Source organism: Pseudomonas sp. GD03944 (assembly GCF_029839275.1).
Taxonomy (GTDB): Bacteria; Pseudomonadota; Gammaproteobacteria; order Pseudomonadales; family Pseudomonadaceae; genus Aquipseudomonas.
In genome coordinates this window covers 265,865-281,755 of sequence record NZ_JAOCAH010000006.1, presented here as the reverse complement: position 1 = coordinate 281,755, position 15,891 = coordinate 265,865, and the positions used below count along the sequence as shown (strand labels likewise).

General features: G+C 67.1%; 11 protein-coding genes. 10 read left to right on the top strand and 1 reads right to left on the bottom strand.

The genetic code is table 11. The features are described 5' to 3' along the window. Window positions 1-61 precede the first annotated feature (61 nt). The 3 genes from N5C28_RS12370 (at window position 62) to tpx (ending at window position 6,095) form a co-directional block, all read left to right on the top strand. Window positions 62-1,783, top strand: coding sequence for an autotransporter assembly complex protein TamA (locus N5C28_RS12370; RefSeq protein ID WP_279822631.1), 1,722 nt, complete (start codon window positions 62-64; stop codon window positions 1,781-1,783). Further along, window positions 1,780-5,445: a translocation/assembly module TamB gene (locus N5C28_RS12365; RefSeq protein ID WP_279822630.1), complete on the top strand. Its 3,666-nt coding sequence runs from the start codon at window positions 1,780-1,782 to the stop codon at window positions 5,443-5,445. The genes N5C28_RS12370 and N5C28_RS12365 overlap by 4 nt, the downstream gene beginning before the upstream one ends. Window positions 5,446-5,594: 149 nt before the next feature. Then, a complete protein-coding gene (gene tpx, locus N5C28_RS12360) occupies window positions 5,595-6,095 on the top strand; it encodes a thiol peroxidase (protein WP_279822629.1) in 501 nt (166 codons plus the stop codon). Window positions 6,096-6,347: 252 nt separating this feature from the next. Here the strand turns inward: tpx and N5C28_RS12355 are convergent, their stop codons facing one another. Next, window positions 6,348-7,280 (bottom strand): LysR family transcriptional regulator, encoded by a 933-nt coding sequence (locus N5C28_RS12355; protein WP_279822628.1) that lies wholly within the window; start codon window positions 7,278-7,280, stop codon window positions 6,348-6,350. 240 nt (window positions 7,281-7,520) lie between these two features. Here N5C28_RS12355 and chvE point away from each other — a divergent pair, with 240 nt between their 5' ends. The 7 genes from chvE (at window position 7,521) to N5C28_RS12320 (ending at window position 15,861) form a co-directional block, all read left to right on the top strand. Continuing rightward, complete coding sequence (chvE, locus tag N5C28_RS12350; RefSeq protein ID WP_279822627.1) at window positions 7,521-8,585, top strand: multiple monosaccharide ABC transporter substrate-binding protein; 1,065 nt, start codon at window positions 7,521-7,523, stop codon at window positions 8,583-8,585. 107 nt (window positions 8,586-8,692) lie between these two features. Beyond that, complete coding sequence (gene mmsA / locus N5C28_RS12345; RefSeq protein WP_279822625.1) at window positions 8,693-10,219, top strand: multiple monosaccharide ABC transporter ATP-binding protein; 1,527 nt, start codon at window positions 8,693-8,695, stop codon at window positions 10,217-10,219. Between the two features lie 14 nt (window positions 10,220-10,233). Beyond that, window positions 10,234-11,448: a multiple monosaccharide ABC transporter permease gene (mmsB, locus tag N5C28_RS12340; protein ID WP_279822624.1), complete on the top strand. Its 1,215-nt coding sequence runs from the start codon at window positions 10,234-10,236 to the stop codon at window positions 11,446-11,448. Window positions 11,449-11,459: 11 nt separating this feature from the next. Then, a complete protein-coding gene (locus N5C28_RS12335) occupies window positions 11,460-12,242 on the top strand; it encodes an SDR family NAD(P)-dependent oxidoreductase (RefSeq protein WP_279822623.1) in 783 nt (260 codons plus the stop codon). Then, complete coding sequence (gene araD, locus N5C28_RS12330; RefSeq protein WP_279822622.1) at window positions 12,239-13,981, top strand: L-arabinonate dehydratase; 1,743 nt, start codon at window positions 12,239-12,241, stop codon at window positions 13,979-13,981. The genes N5C28_RS12335 and araD overlap by 4 nt, the downstream gene beginning before the upstream one ends. Before the next feature lie 22 nt (window positions 13,982-14,003). Beyond that, a complete protein-coding gene (locus N5C28_RS12325; protein ID WP_279822621.1) occupies window positions 14,004-14,984 on the top strand; it encodes a 2-dehydro-3-deoxygalactonokinase in 981 nt (326 codons plus the stop codon). Further along, window positions 14,977-15,861: an SMP-30/gluconolactonase/LRE family protein gene (locus N5C28_RS12320; RefSeq protein WP_279822619.1), complete on the top strand. Its 885-nt coding sequence runs from the start codon at window positions 14,977-14,979 to the stop codon at window positions 15,859-15,861. Before N5C28_RS12325 ends, N5C28_RS12320 begins: the two co-directional genes overlap by 8 nt. Window positions 15,862-15,891: the final 30 nt, after the last annotated feature.

The following is a 15,891-nucleotide window of genomic DNA, read 5'->3' as shown; positions in this document are numbered from 1 at the left end:
GCGGGGAGCATCTGCTCTAGAATGGGGCGTAGGCCGTGGTAGCATCCGCCCCATGAGAGTGTTGAACAGAACGGTCGTGGCAGCGCTGTTGCTGGCGTTGAGTACCGCGGTGCTGGCTGAAGCGCGCCTGGAGGTGCGGGTCACGCCGAACAGTACCGCGCTGCGGGAAAACATCCAGAACTACATCGGCAGCCTCGGCGATCGCGACGCCGAAGCCTTGCAGCGTTTCCGCCGGGTCGCCGAGAGTCGCGCCCACGAGGCCGCCCAGGCCCTGGGCTACTACCAGGCGCAGATCGAGACCGAAGTCAGTGAACAGGCCCCGCTGCGCCTGATCGTCAACGTGGTGCGCGGCGAGCCGGTGCGCCTGCGCGAGGTCACCCTGCGCATCGACGGGCCGGCCAGCGAGCTGCGCGCCTTTCGCATCCCCACCGACGACCGGCTCAAGCCCGGTGCCGTGCTCAACCATGGTCGTTATGAAGCGGCCAAGCGCTCGATTCAGAACCAGGCTTCACGCTACGGCTTCTTCCGGGGCCGCTTCAACGCCCAGGAACTGCAGATCGACCCCCGTGCCGGGGTGGCCGACATCCGCCTGATCTACGACAGTGGCCCGCGTTACCAGCTGGGGGCGGTGAGCTTCGACGGCGACGTGCCGTTCGACGAGTCCCTGCTGCAACGCATGGTGCCGTTCCAGGCGGACGCCCCCTACGATTCCGAGCGTATCGCCGAGCTGTACCAGGCGCTGCGCTCCAGCGGCTATTTCGAAAGCGTGCGGGTCGACGCCAACCCGGCCGAGGCCGAACAGCGGGTGATTCCCGTCAAGGTCCAGATGTCGGCGCGCAAGCCGCGCAGCATGGGCCTGGGCCTGGGGTTCTCTACTGACGTCGGCCCGCGCGGCCGGGCCAACTGGACCCGGCACTGGGCCAACCCGCAGGGGCACAGCTACGGCGCCGAGATGGAGTTGTCGGCGCCGCGGCAGAACGTCGGCCTGTGGTACGACGTGCCCCTGGACCCGCCGCTGACCGACAAGCTGCGCTATGCCGGTGGCTATCAATATGAAGAGCTGGCCGATACCGACAGCCTCAGCCGCCTGCTGACCGTGGGGCCGGAATGGCACAGCAAGCTCGACAGCGGCTGGCAGCGGGTCCTGTCGCTGAAATGGCAGCGCGAGGAATACCGCCTGGGCGACGATTCCGGCCTGAGCACGCTGCTGATGCCGGGCGTCAGTTTTTCCTACCTGCACAGCGACAACCAGATCGACCCGAACCACGGCTACCGCCTGCAGTTCGACCTGGCGGCGGCCAAGGAAGGGCTGCTGTCGGACACCGACCTGGTGCACGGCAACGTGCTGCTCAAGGGCCTGACCACCCTGGCGGAGCGGCATCGGTTCCTCGGGCGCGTGCAGTTCGGTGGCACGGCCTCCGATGGCTTCAATGCGTCGGTGCCGCCGTCCCTGCGCTTCTTCGCCGGTGGCGACCAGAGCGTGCGCGGCTACGACTACCAGACCCTGTCGCCGGAGAACCGCCAGGGCGACAAGGTCGGCGGGCGCTACCTGTTCGCCGCCAGTGCCGAGTACCAGTACAGCGTGGCCGAGCGCTGGCGGGTGGCGACCTTCTTCGACCAGGGCAACGCCTTCAACTCGCTGGATTTTCCCACCCTGAAAAGCGCCGTGGGCCTTGGGCTTCGCTGGGTCTCGCCGGTGGGGCCGCTGCGCCTGGACCTGGCGCACCCGCTGGATGACCAGGGCGGCGTGCGCCTGCATTTCTCCATGGGGCCGGAACTGTGAGGCGCGGGCTGACACTCACCCTGGCCAGCCTGCTGGGCCTGTTGCTGCTGGTGCTCCTGGTCGTGACGGTGATCCTCGGCACCACCGCCGGCAGCCGCTGGGCCTTGCAACAGGTGCCGGGGCTGACCCTGGAGAACTTCGACGGCCGGCTGGGCGGCGCCTGGCGGGCCGATCGCCTGCACTGGCAGCAGGGCGACAGCCGCGTGGAGGTGCTGGCGCCGGCGCTGGACTGGTCACCGAGCTGCCTGCTGCGCGCCACCCTGTGCATCGAGCGGCTGGCCGCCGAGCGCATCGACCTGCATTTCCCGCCGAGCACCGAGAGCAGTGACGAACCGCTGCGCCTGCCCGACCTCGACCTGCCCCTGGCCCTGCAAGTGGGCGACGTGCAGATCGGCAGCCTGACCCTGAACGACGCCGAGCAATTGCAGACCCTGCACCTGCAGGCCAAGTGGGTGGCCGACGGCCTGCGCATCGAACGCCTGCAACTGCAGCGTGACGCGCTGTCGGTCGACATCCAGGGCACCGTGCAGCCCCGCGGCGACTGGCCGCTCAGCCTCACCGGCGATGTGACCCTGCCCGCGCCGGGTGAGACGCCCTGGCAACTGGCGGTGCAGGTCAGCGGCGACCTGCTGCACAGCCTGAACCTGCAGGCCGACAGCCAGGGCTACCTCAATGGCCGGCTGACCGGCGAGGTGCAGCCCCTCGCCGAACACCTGCCGGCGCAGGTGCGGCTGGAGGCTGATGGTTTCCTCGCGTCGCCCGACCTGCCGCCCACGCTGCGCCTGGATGACCTGATGTTGAAGGCCGACGGCAACCTGCAGGACGGTTACGCCATCGACGGCGCGGCGCGGCTGCCGGCCGAAGAGGGGCCCATGGCCCTGCGCCTGCTGGGTTCGGTGACGGCCGAGGGCGCGCAGATCGAGGCCCTCGACCTCACAGCCAACCCGGCGCAGCGCGTGCAGCTCAGCGGCAGCCTGGACTGGCGCGAGTCCTTCAGCCTGGACAGCCGTTTCGACTGGCAGGATTTTCCCTGGCAGCGTCTCTACCCGCTGGACGAGCCGCCACCCGTGGCGCTGCGCACGCTGAAGGGCGAGCTGGTGTTTGCCGATGGCAACTACCTGGGCAATTTCGCCGCCGATCTGCAAGGCCCGGCCGGCGATTTCAGTGTGTCCAGCCCGGTAAGCGGCGACCTGCAACAGGTGTTCCTGCCCGAGTTGCGGGTGACCGCGGGGCAGGGCCAGGTGGCGGGGCAGGTGAGCGTCGGGTTCGCCGACGGGGTGCGCTGGGACGCCAACCTGGCGGTCAGCCAGTTCGACCCCGCCTACTGGGTGGCCGAGTTGCCTGGCACCCTGGCCGGTCCGTTGCGCAGCAAGGGCGAATGGCGCGACCAGACCCTGCGGCTGGATGCCGACATCGACATCCAGGGCCGCCTGCGTGGCCAGCCCGTGGTGCTGCAAGCGCGCACTGACGGTTCCGGCGAGCGCTGGACCCTGGAACGCTTCGACCTGCGCCTGGGCGACAACCGCATCGACGGCCAGGCCGCGCTGGATCGCCAGCTGACGGGGCAACTGCGCATTGCCCTGAGCCGCCTGGGCCAGCTGTGGCCGGGGTTGCAGGGTGGCATCGACGGCCAGCTCGACCTCGCCGGCACCCTGCAGGCACCCCAGGGGCAACTGGCGTTGCAAGGGCAGCGCCTGGCCTACACCGACCAACGCATCAACAACCTTGCCCTGCGCGCCACCCTCGACCGTGCTCAGCGCGCCCAGCTCGACCTGACCGCCACCGGCATCGCCCTGGGCGATACCGCGCTGGGTACGTTGACGGTCGAGGGGCAGGGCGATATCAAGCAGCAACAACTGACGCTGGACCTCGACGGCCCGTTGCTGCAGAGCGTGCTGGCCTTCGACGGCACCCTGGACAAGGGCAACTGGCGTGGCCGCCTGAGCCGGGGCGAGCTGCAGAGCAATGGCCAGGACTGGCGCCTGCAGGCCCCGGCATCGCTGGTGCGCCTGGCCAGCGGGCAACTCACCCTAGGCGCCCACTGCTGGCGTTCCGGCCCCGCCAGCCTGTGTGGCGAAGACCAGCGGCTGATGCCCGAGCCGCGCATTCGCTACACCCTGGCCAACTTCCCGCTGGACAGCTTGGGCCAGTGGCTGCCGAAGGATTTCGCCTGGCAGGGCCAGTTGAATGCCGAAATTCACCTCGACCTGCCCGCCAGCGGCCCCAACGGCCATGTGCTGCTGGACGCGGGGCAGGGCGTGTGGCGCGTGCGCGAGCAGGACCAGTGGGTCGACTTCCCCTACGACAGCCTGCGCTTGAGCAGCCAACTGCGGCCGCGCCAGGTGGAGGCCAACCTCGACCTGCGCGGGCCGGAGATCGGCGAGCTGGCGCTGCAGGCGCAGCTCGACCCGCGCCCGGCAAATAAGCCCCTGAGCGGCAGCTTCCGTCTGGACGGGCTGGACCTGGCGGTGATGCGCCCGTTCGTGCCCATGGTCGAACGCATCGCTGGCCAGTTGAACGGCAGCGGCAGCCTGTCCGGCAGCCTGCTGGCGCCCCAGGTCAACGGCCGCCTGCAACTGAGCGACGGCGAGCTGTCCGGCGGCGAATTGCCGACCCAGTTCGAAGCGCTGCAGCTGCAGGCGCTGATTGCCGGGGAAAGCCTGCAACTCACGGGCGGCTGGCGCAGCGGCGAAAACGGGCAGGGCAATATCCAGGGCGAACTGGCCTGGGGGCAGGACGTGAGTGCCGACATTCGCGTCAGCGGGCAGCGCCTGCCGGTGATCGTCGAGCCCTATGCCGACCTCCAGGTCGAACCGGACCTGCGCGTGCGGCTGATCGACCAGCTGCTGTCGGTCAGTGGCAAGGTCGCGGTACCGCGCGGCAGCATTCTGGTGCGCGAGCTGCCGCCGTCCACGGTGAAAGTATCCGAGGACGCGGTGATCGTCGGTGCCCAGAGTAAAGAAAAGACCGAAACCGCCATCGCCATGGACATCGACGTCACCGTGGGCCAGGACAAGCTGACCTTCAGTGGCTTTGGCCTGAACGCCGATCTGGCCGGGCAGATACACATCGGCAACGACCTCGAGACCCGTGGCGAGCTGGCCCTCAACAACGGCCGCTTCCGCGCCTACGGCCAGCGCCTGGAAATTCGCCGGGCGCGGTTGCTGTTCACCGGGCCGATCGACCAGCCGTTCCTCGACATCGAGGCGATCCGCCGGGTCGAGGACGTGGTGGCCGGGTTGCGCCTGAGCGGCAGCGCCGACCAGCCCCGCAGCGAAGTGTTCTCCGAGCCGGCCATGAGCCAGGAGCAGGCGCTGTCCTACCTGGTGCTCGGCCGGCCGATGTCCAGCGGCAACGACAACAACATGCTGGCCCGGGCCGCGCTGTCCCTGGGGCTGGCCGGCAGTTCGACCATGACCGGCAACGTCGCCCAGACCCTGGGCATCGAGAACTTCCAGCTGGACACCGAAGGCAGTGGCGACGGCACCAGCGTGGTGGCCAGCGGCAACCTGTCCGAGCGCCTGAGCCTGCGCTATGGCGTCGGCGTGTTCGAGCCGGTGAACACCGTGGCGCTGCGCTACGAGCTGACCAAACGCCTGTACCTGGAGGCCGCCAGCGGCCTGGCCAGCTCCCTCGACCTGTTCTACAAGCGTGATTTCTGAATGCCGAACCGCCCGGGCGCCGTCACCAACCTGGCAAACAGCCGTGCTAGCATCGGCGCTCTCCAGGCGCGGCTGCCGCGGTTTCTGCGCGCCGCTGCCGTATCCGTTTCTACCCGAACAACTCACCCCAATAACGAGAGGACATCCCGATGACTCAAGTCACCCTGCGTGGTAACCCGGTCAACGTCGCCGGCCAACTGCCCCAAGTCGGCCAGCAAGCCCCGGCCTTCAACCTGGTCGGTGCCGGCCTGGCCGACATCAGCCTGAGCAGCCTGGCCGGCAAGCGCAAAGTGCTGAACATCTTCCCGAGTGTCGACACCCCGACTTGCGCGACCTCGGTACGCAAGTTCAACGCCGAAGCCAGCAAGCTGGACAACACCGTGGTGCTCTGCGTCTCCGCCGACCTGCCGTTCGCCCAGGCGCGCTTCTGCGGTGCCGAAGGCCTGGACAACGTGGTGAACCTGTCGACCATGCGCGGTGCCGAATTCCTCAAGGACTACGGCGTGGCCTTGGCCGACGGCCCGCTGGCCGGCGTCGCCGCCCGTGCGGTGGTGGTGCTGGACGAGAACGACAAAGTCCTGCACAGCGAGCTGGTTGCGGAAATCGGCAGCGAGCCGAACTACGACGCCGCCCTGGCCGTGCTGAAGTAAGCTCTCGCAATGCCCCGAAACGGCCTGCTCTGCAGGCCGTTTTCGTTTCTGCGGGCTGGTGTGGCGCTAGTCGGTGGAGGCTGATACTCGGTTTTGGTGGGCTGAAGCCCACCCTACGGGGTTACGCAAGCGCTGTAGGGTGGGCTTCAGCCCACCAATTGGCCACACGAGCCGCCCATGACGAATGGCTGCTCGCGCCACGTTTCGGCCGTATCCGCACCACCCAATGCACGGCTGATCGTCAACCGGTACTCAATGTTTGCCCAGGGCGGCGATCACCAGCCGGCGCAGGCGGTTGGCGACCGGCGAGAGCTGGCGGCCCTTGACCAGCAGCAGGTAGTACGGCGACATCTCGATGGTCACGTTGAGCGGCAGGACCTTGAGCTTGGCGCCCACCTGGTCGCCCAGCAGCAGGTCCGGCACCTCGCTGGCCAGGGGCGCGATGGCCGAGGACGACACCAGGATGGCGATCATCGCCAGCAGCGAGGTGGTGTTGGTGATGTTGGTCGGCAGGGGCGCGCCGGCGTTCAGAAAAGCCGTTTCCATCGCCTCGCGGATCGGCGCCCGGTGGCTCTGCATGACCCATTCGTAGGGCGACAGGTCACGCAGCGTCACCTGATCCACGTTGGCCAGCGGATGATCCTGGCGAACCATCAGCTTGATGGTTTCGGTGCGTGCCGGAAAAATCTCGAAGTCCGTCGGGTTGACGCCGTGGGGCAGGCGGGCGAGGACGAAGTCGTTCTTGCCCGTGGCCAAGTCATGCACCAGCACATCGCTGGCGGCGACGTTGACGTGCACCTCGGCCCGCGGCGAGATCGCCTTGAGCTGGCGGATCGCCGGGATCACGAAGCCCACCGCCGCCCCGGTCACGGCCCCCACCGTGGTCCTGCCGCCTTCGCCGCGCTTGAGTTCCTCGACGTCCTGCGCCAGGTCACGCAGCTCCACCAGCATGTTGTGCGAGCGCTGCGCCAGGGCCCGGCCGATCAGGGTTGGCACCATGCCCTTGGCGTGGCGCTCGAACAGCCGGGCACCGAGGGTGTGTTCGATCTCCGCCAGCATGCGCGAGGCGGCTGGCTGGGTCACGGTCAGCGCATCGGCCGCGAGGCCGAGCTGGCCATGCTCGGCGATGGCGGCGATCAGGCGCAATTGGGGAATCTTCAGGTGCCGGGCGATGCCGATGTCCATCGTGGCGCTCACTCTGTTGTTGTTATTGAGGCGTTGGGCCGATTCTGCGACGCGGCGGGGTGCTTGTCGATTGCTCATATACCAATAGTGGTATGGCTGTGAGCGGAATTTGAATTTGATTGATATGCGCAGCTGCTTCTATCTTCAGACCTGCTTTGAAAGCTCTTCGCCGAACGAACAACAATAACTGCGATGTCGCGTGTGCCCAGGCATGCCGCAGGCGTCGCCCAGGAGAAGCTGATGAACACTGTCCGTAAGCTCGTGGCCGCGATGGCCGTGGGCGCCAGCCTGTTGAGCGCCGCCTCCGCCGGGGCCGCCGAGAAGGGGTTCGTGGGTATCGCGATGCCCACCAAGTCGTCCGCCCGCTGGATCGACGATGGCAACAACATGGTCAAGCAACTGGAGAAGGCCGGCTACAAGGCCGACCTGCAGTACGCCGAAGACGACATCCCCACCCAGGTCTCGCAGATCGAAAACATGATGGTCAAGGGCGTCAATGTCCTGGTCATCGCGGCGATCGACGGCACCACCCTGACCAACGCCCTGGAAAACGCCAATGCCGCGGACATCAAGGTCATCGCTTATGACCGCCTGATCCGCGACAGCGAGTACGTGGACTACTACGCCACCTTCGACAACACCCGGGTCGGCGTGCTGCAGGCCGAATCCCTGGTCAAGGGCATGCAGGCGCGCGGCCCGGGCCCGTACAACGTCGAGCTGTTCGGCGGTTCGCCGGACGACAACAACGCCTATTTCTTCTACGACGGCGCCCTGTCGGTGCTGCAGCCGCTGATCGACAAGGGCGAGATCAAGATCCTGTCCGGGCAGACCGGCATGGGCAAGGTCGGCACCCTGCGCTGGGACGGCGCCACCGCCCAGTCGCGCATGGACAACCTGTTGTCCGCCAACTACACCAAGGAGCGCCTCGACGGCGTGCTGTCGCCCTATGACGGGATCTCCATCGGTGTTCTCTCATCCTTGAAAGGTGTCGGTTATGGTTCGGGCGACATGCCCATGCCAATCGTCACCGGCCAGGATTCGGAAGTGCCGTCGGTGAAATCCATCCTCGCCGACGAGCAGTATTCCTCGGTCTTCAAGGACACCCGCCAGCTCGCCGAAGTGACCGTCGGCATGGTCAAGGCCCTGCTCGAGGGCGGTGAGCCGCAGATCAACGACACCACGACCTACGACAACGGCAAGAAGGTCGTGCCGGCCTACCTGCTGCAGCCGGTCACGGTCGACAAGAGCAACTGGGAAAAAGTGCTGATCGACAGCGGTTACTACCGCAAGGATCAGTTCCAGTAAGCGCGCCGCCGGCAGTGTCCCGCGCTGCCGGCCCTCCACCTTTTTCGTTTACCTGAGCATGGCGCGCCCGCTGCGGTGGGGGCGTGCCTTGCGGGCGGATACAGGCCATGCAGCAAGAGACCATTCTGGACATGCGCGGCATCACCAAGACGTTCCCCGGGGTGAAGGCCCTGAACAACGTCAACCTCAAGGTGTGTCGGGGCGAGATCCATGCCCTGTGCGGCGAGAACGGCGCCGGCAAATCGACCCTGATGAAGGTGCTCAGCGGCGTCTACCCCCATGGCAGCTACGAAGGCGAGATCATTTACGAAGGCAAGCCGCTGGCGTTCAGCGGCATCCGCGACAGCGAGCGCGAAGGGATCATCATCATTCACCAGGAGCTTGCGCTGGTGCCGCTGCTGTCCATCGCCGAGAACCTGTTCCTGGGCAACGAGATCGCCAGCAACGGCGTGATCGACTGGCCCGAGGTCTATCAGCGCACCGAAGTGCTGCTGAAAAAGGTCGGCCTCGACGAAATCGCCACCACGCCGGTGGAGAAGCTCGGCGTGGGCAAGCAGCAGCTGGTGGAGATCGCCAAGGCGCTGGCCAAGGACGTCAAGCTGCTGATCCTCGACGAGCCCACCGCCGCGCTGCAGGAGAACGACAGCCAGAAGCTGCTCGACCTGCTGCTGGAATTCCGCGCCCAGGGGATTTCCTCGATCCTGATTTCCCACAAGCTCAACGAAGTCAGCCGCGTGGCCGACAGCATCACGGTGCTGCGCGACGGCGCCTCGGTCAGCTCCTTGGATTGCCACACCGAGGCGGTCAGCGAAGAAACCATCATCCGCGGCATGGTCGGCCGCGACATGGAGAACCGCTACCCGGAGCGCGTCCCCGACATCGGCGAAACCCTGCTGGAAATCCGTGACTGGAACGTCTGGCACCCGGAGTCGGCCTCCCGGCAGATGATCCGCAACGTCAACCTCAGTGTGGCGGCCGGTGAAGTGGTCGGCATCGCCGGGCTGATGGGGGCAGGGCGCACCGAGCTGGCGATGAGCGTGTTCGGCCGCAGCTACGGGCGCAACATTTCCGGCTCCGTGCACCTGCGTGGCCGGGAAATCGACGTGTCCACGGTGCGCCGCGCCGTGGACAACGGCATCGCCTATGTCACCGAGGACCGCAAGGCCCTTGGCCTGGTGCTCGACGAGAGCATCCTGTGCAACACCACCCTGGCCAACCTGGATGGCGTGTCGAACCACGGGGTGATCGACGAGCACGAGGAGCGGCGCATCGCCGAGCAGTACCGCGAGGCGCTGCGCATCCGCACGCCCGGGGTGTTCCAGAAGGTGCTCAACCTGTCCGGCGGCAACCAGCAGAAGGTGGTGCTCAGCAAATGGCTGTTCGCCCGGCCCGAGGTGCTGATCCTCGACGAGCCGACCCGGGGCATCGATGTCGGCGCCAAGTTCGAGATCTACAGCCTGATTAACCAGCTCGCCGCCGACGGCAAGGGCGTGATCATCATTTCTTCGGAAATGCCCGAGCTGCTGGGCATGTGCGACCGCATCTACGTAATGAACGAAGGCGCCTTCCTGGGCGAACTGGCCCGTGAAGACGCGAGCCAGGAAAAGATCATGTCGATGATCGTCAAGGCGTGAGCGAGGTGAACGCAATGGAAACCAAAATGCAGGCCGCCCCCGCGGGCGAAACCGCCCCGGTGGCTGGCCCGTCGTTGCTGGGCCACCTGAAAAGCCACGTGCGCGACTACGGCATGCTGCTGACGCTGGTGGTCATCATGGCGCTGTTCGAGGTGCTGACCGACGGCACCCTGATGCGCCCGGTGAACCTCACCAATCTGCTGTTGCAGAACAGCTACATCATCATAATGGCCCTGGGCATGCTGCTGGTGATCGTCTCCGGGCACATCGACCTGTCGGTGGGCTCGGTGGTCGGCTTCGTCGGCGCCGCCGCGGCGGTGATGATGGTGCAGTGGGGCTGGTCGACCTCGGTGGTGGTGCCGGTGTGCCTGCTGATGGGCTGCCTGATCGGTGCGGCCCAGGGCTACTGGATCGCCTATTGGCAGATCCCCTCGTTCATCGTCACCCTGGCCGGCATGCTGGTGTTTCGCGGGCTGACCCTGGCGGTGCTGGATGGCCAGTCGATAGGCCCGTTCTCCAGCAGCTTCCAGCTGATGAGCAACGGTTTCATCCCGGACATCTTCGGCGTCAAGCGACCGAACGTCACCGCCATCGTGCTCGGCGTGCTGGCCGCCGGGCTGATCGTCTACCTGGCGGTGCGTGCCCGGCGGCGCGCCAAGCGCTACGGCATCGTCGACGAACCGGCGGTGTTCTTCTCCATCAAGAATGCGTTGATCGCCGGCGCCATCGTCTACATCGCCTACCTGCTGGCCACTTACCGCGGCCTGCCGAACGTGCTGATCATCATGGCCATGCTGATCAGCGCCTACACCTTCCTGACCAACCGCACCACGCTGGGCCGGCGTATCTACGCCATCGGCGGCAACGTCAAGGCGGCCAAGCTCTCGGGCATCAACACCGAGCGCCTGACGTTCCTGGCCTTCGTCAACATGGGGATGCTCGCCGCCCTGGCCGGGCTGATCTTCGCCGCGCGGCTGAACACGGCCACGCCCAAGGCCGGTGTGTCCTTCGAACTGGACGTGATCGCCGCGGTGTTCATCGGCGGTGCATCGATGTCCGGTGGCGTGGGCAAGATCATCGGCGCGGTGATCGGCGCCCTGATCATGGGGGTGATGAACAACGGCATGTCGATCCTGGGGATCGGCATCGAATGGCAACAGGTGATCAAGGGCCTGGTGCTGCTGGCCGCGGTGATCTTCGACGTGGTCAACAAGAACAAATCCCGCTGAGGTGACACGCCATGAATAGCCAGAATCTGACTCCAGGCAAGGCGCTATACGCGGACCTGGCCGGGCGCACCGTGCTGATTTCCGGTGGCGCCACCGGCATCGGCCGGGCGCTGGTGGAGGCCTTCGCGCGCCAGGGCGCACGGACCGCCTTCGTCGATATCGACGACAAGCACGGCACTGCGCTGGCCAGCCAGTTGAACGAGGCCGGGCACCAGGTGCGCTTCCTGCGCTGCGACATCACCGATATCAAGGCCTACCAGGCCGCCATCCACAAGGTGGCCGAGCAGCTCGGGGCGATCACCGTGCTGCTCAACAATGCCGCCAACGATGTCCGCCACGCCCTGGATTCGATCAGTGCCGAGCGCTTCGACAACCTGATCGCCGTCAACCTGCGCCATGCCACCTTCGCCACCCAGGCGGTGGTGCCGATGATGCGCCAGGCCGGCGGCGGTTCGGTCATCAACTTCGGCTCGGTCGGCTGGATGATGGCGTCGGCCGGTTACCCGGTGTACGCCGCGAGCAAGGCCGCCGTGCACGGCTTGACCCGTGGCCTGGCGCGGGACCTGGGTAAGGACCGCATCCGCGTCAACACCCTGGTGCCGGGCTGGGTGATGACCGAGAAGCAGCTAGCCATGTGGGTCGACGAGTCGGCCAAGGAACAGATTCGCAAGAACCAGTGCATGCCGGGCCAGTTACTGCCGGAACACATCGCCGACATGGCGCTGTTCCTGGCGTCTGACGCGGCGGCGATGTGCACGGCGCAGAATTTCATCGTTGATGGAGGTTGGGTATGAGCTTCAAACCGGCGGCCTGGCCCCGCAAACTGCGCTCCACCGAGTGGTTCGGCGGCGACTCGCGTGACCACATCTACCACCGCAGTTGGATGAAGAACCAGGGGCTGCCGGCGGACCTGTTCGACGGCCGGCCGGTGATCGGCATCTGCAACACCTGGTCGCAGCTGACCCCCTGCAACGCGCACCTGCGCGACCTGGCCGAACGGGTCAAGCACGGCATCTACGAAGCCGGCGGCCTGCCGCTGGAGTTCCCGGTGTTCTCCGCGGGCGAAAGCTCGCTGCGCCCGACCGCGATGATGTACCGCAACATGGCTGCCATGGATGTCGAGGAGGCGCTGCGCGCCAACCCGCTGGACGGCGTGGTGCTGCTGGCCGGCTGCGACAAGACCACCCCGGCGCTGCTGATGGGCGCGGCGAGCGTGGACATCCCAGCCATCGTGGTGTCCGGCGGGCCGATGCTCAACGGCTGGTTCCGCGGCGAGCGGGTCGGCTCGGGCACCGCGCTGTGGCAGATGTCGGAAGACATCAAGGCCGGCAAGATGAGCCGCGAGGACTTCCTCGAAGCCGAGCAGTCGATGTCCCGTTCGCCCGGGTCCTGCAACACCATGGGCACCGCCAGCACCATGGCCAGCATGGCCGAGGCCCTGGGCATGGCGCTGTCCGGCAATGCGGCGATCCCCGCGGTGGACAGCCGCCGCCGGGTGATGGCGCACCTCACCGGGCGGCGCATCGTGCAGATGGTCAAGGACGACCTGAAACCGTCCGACATCATGACCCGCCAGGCTTTCGAGAACGCCATCCGGGTCAACGGCAGCATCGGCGGTTCGACCAACGCGGTAATCCACCTGCTGGCCATCGCCGGCCGCGTCGGGGTCGACCTGACCCTGGACGACTGGGATCGCCTCGGCCAGGACATTCCCACCCTGGTCAACCTGATGCCTTCGGGCAAATACCTGATGGAAGAGTTCTTCTATGCCGGTGGCCTGCCGGTGGTGATTCGCATGCTCGGCGAGGGCGGCAAGCTGCACAAGGACGCGCTGACCGTGTCCGGCGAAACCCTCTGGAACGAGGTCAAGGACGTGCGCAACTGGAACGATGACGTCATCCGCCCGGTGGAGCGGGCACTCACCGCCAAGGGCGGGATCGCCGTGTTGCGCGGCAACCTGGCGCCGCGCGGGGCGGTGCTCAAACCGTCGGCCGCCTCAACGCACCTGCTGCAGCACCGCGGCCGCGCCGTGGTGTTCGAGGACATCGACGACTACAAGGCGAAGATCAACGACGAGAGCCTGGACATCGACGAACACTGCGTGATGGTGCTGAAGAACTGCGGCCCGCGCGGTTACCCGGGCATGGCCGAGGTCGGCAACATGGGCCTGCCGCCCAAGGTGCTGCGCAAGGGCATCACGGACATGGTGCGCATCTCCGATGCGCGGATGAGCGGCACCGCCTACGGCACGGTGGTGCTGCATACCACACCGGAAGCGGCGGCCGGCGGCCCGCTGGCGGTGGTGCGCAACGGCGACATGATCGAACTCGACGTGGCGGCACGGCGTATCCACCTGGACATTTCCGACGCCGAGCTGGAGCGGCGCCTGGCCGAGTGGCAGCCGACCATCGAGCCGCCCACCAGCGGCTACATCAAGCTGTTCCACGACCACGTTCAGGGCGCCGACAGCGGTGCGGACTTCGATTTCCTCAAGGGCTGCCGCGGTGCCGGCATTCCCAAGGACAGCCATTGAGCCGCGCGGGAGGGCACCTGGAATGACCGAGATCAGCCGGACTGCGATCAGCCGGGCGGCGATCCGCCGGGCTGCGATCAGTTGGATTGCCGTCGACTGGGGCACGTCCCAGGTGCGGGCGTGGGCCGTCGCGGAGAGCGGGGAGGTCCTGCAGCGTGCATCGTCGGCGCGGGGCATGAGCAGCCTGGCGCCGGAGCAGTTCGAAGGCGCGTTGCTCGAATTGATCGGCAACTGGCTGGAGGACGGGCGGGTCATCGAGGTGATCGCCTGCGGCATGGTCGGGGCGCGCCAGGGCTGGCGCGAGGCACCCTATGCCGAGGTGCCCTGTGCGCCCCAGGCGGTGGCGCGAATGGTCCGGCCCGAGGTGCAGGATGGACGCCTGCGCGTCTCGATCGTCCCGGGCTTGTGCCAGCGCGCGCCGGCCGATGTGCTGCGGGGTGAGGAAACCCAGATCGCCGGTCTGCTCGCCGAGCAGGCCGATTACAGCGGTGTGGTCTGCCTGCCGGGCACGCACAGCAAGTGGGTTGAAGTGCGAGCGGGGCAGGTCGTCGCGTTCCAGACATTCATGACCGGTGAGCTGTTCGCCTTGCTGAGCCAGCAGTCGGTGCTGCGCCACGGCATGCAGGCGGATCAAGCGCAGGATCATCAGTCGCTGGACCGCCAGGCGTTCGATGCCGGGCTGCACGCGGGAGCAGGGCCGGCGCAGCGGCTGGTCGGCGCCTTGTTCGGCCTGCGTGCCGAGGGCCTGCTCGACGGCCTGGCGCCGGGTGCCGCACGCGCTCGGCTGTCCGGGCTGCTGATCGGCCAGGAACTGGTGGCGCTGGATGAGCGCTGGCGCGGCCAGCGGGTCTGTGTCATCGGCGACGGCGAAGCGGCCGAGCGTTACCGTCACGCCCTCGACACCCTGGGCGTGACGGCGCTGACCGTGAGCGCCGAGCGCGTCACCCTGGCGGGTCTGGCCGCTGCCCATGCGCATATCAGCGGGGAGTCCAGGCATGACTGAGCATTCGACTGACAGCAGTGCACGGATTGCCGATGCACGGCCCTGCACCCTGGGCGAAGGGGTGTTCTGGCACCCGCGGCGCGAGCAGCTGTTCTGGTTCGATATTCTCGGGCGACGGCTGCTCAGCCAGCAGGGCGATCAGCCGCTGGAATGGGTATTCGATACGCGCGTGTCCGCCGCGGGCTGGGTGGATGACAGCGTGCTGCTGATCGCCAGCGAAACGGCGCTTTTTACCTTCGACCTAAACAGTGGAGCACGGCAGACCGTCTGTGCCCTGGAAGCGGACAACCCGCTGACCCGTTCCAACGATGGTCGCGCCGATCCCTGGGGCGGCTTCTGGATCGGCACCATGGGCCTCAACGCCGAGGCGCAGGCCGGGGCCATCTACCGCCATTACCGGGGCGAGCTGAGGCGCCTGTTCGCCAGCATCAGCATCTCCAATGCCCTGTGTTTTTCGCCCGATCGGCGCTACGCCTACTTCGCCGATACGGCCCGCCAGCAGATCTGGCGACAGCCCCTGGATGAGCGGCACGGCTGGCCGAGCGGCGAGCCACAGCCGTTCATCAATGGCCGCGTGGCGGGCCTGAACCCCGACGGGGCGGTGGTCGACAGCCAGGGACGATTGTGGAGCGCGCAGTGGGGGGCTTCGCGGGTCGCCTGCTACGACAGCGAAGGCCGCTTTCTGCAGGCCGTGGCGTTCCCGGCAACGCAGGTATCCTGCCCGGCCTTCGGGGGACCGGGCCTGTCGACGCTGTTCGCCACCTCGGCCCGGGTCGGGCTCAAGGATGATTCGCTCGCGGCCGAACCCCACGCCGGCAAGCTGTTCGCCACGGAGGTGGCGGCGCAGGGGCAGGCGGAGCACCCGGTCATTCTCTAGGCCGGCCGTCGGCGAGGCCGTGCCGGGAGA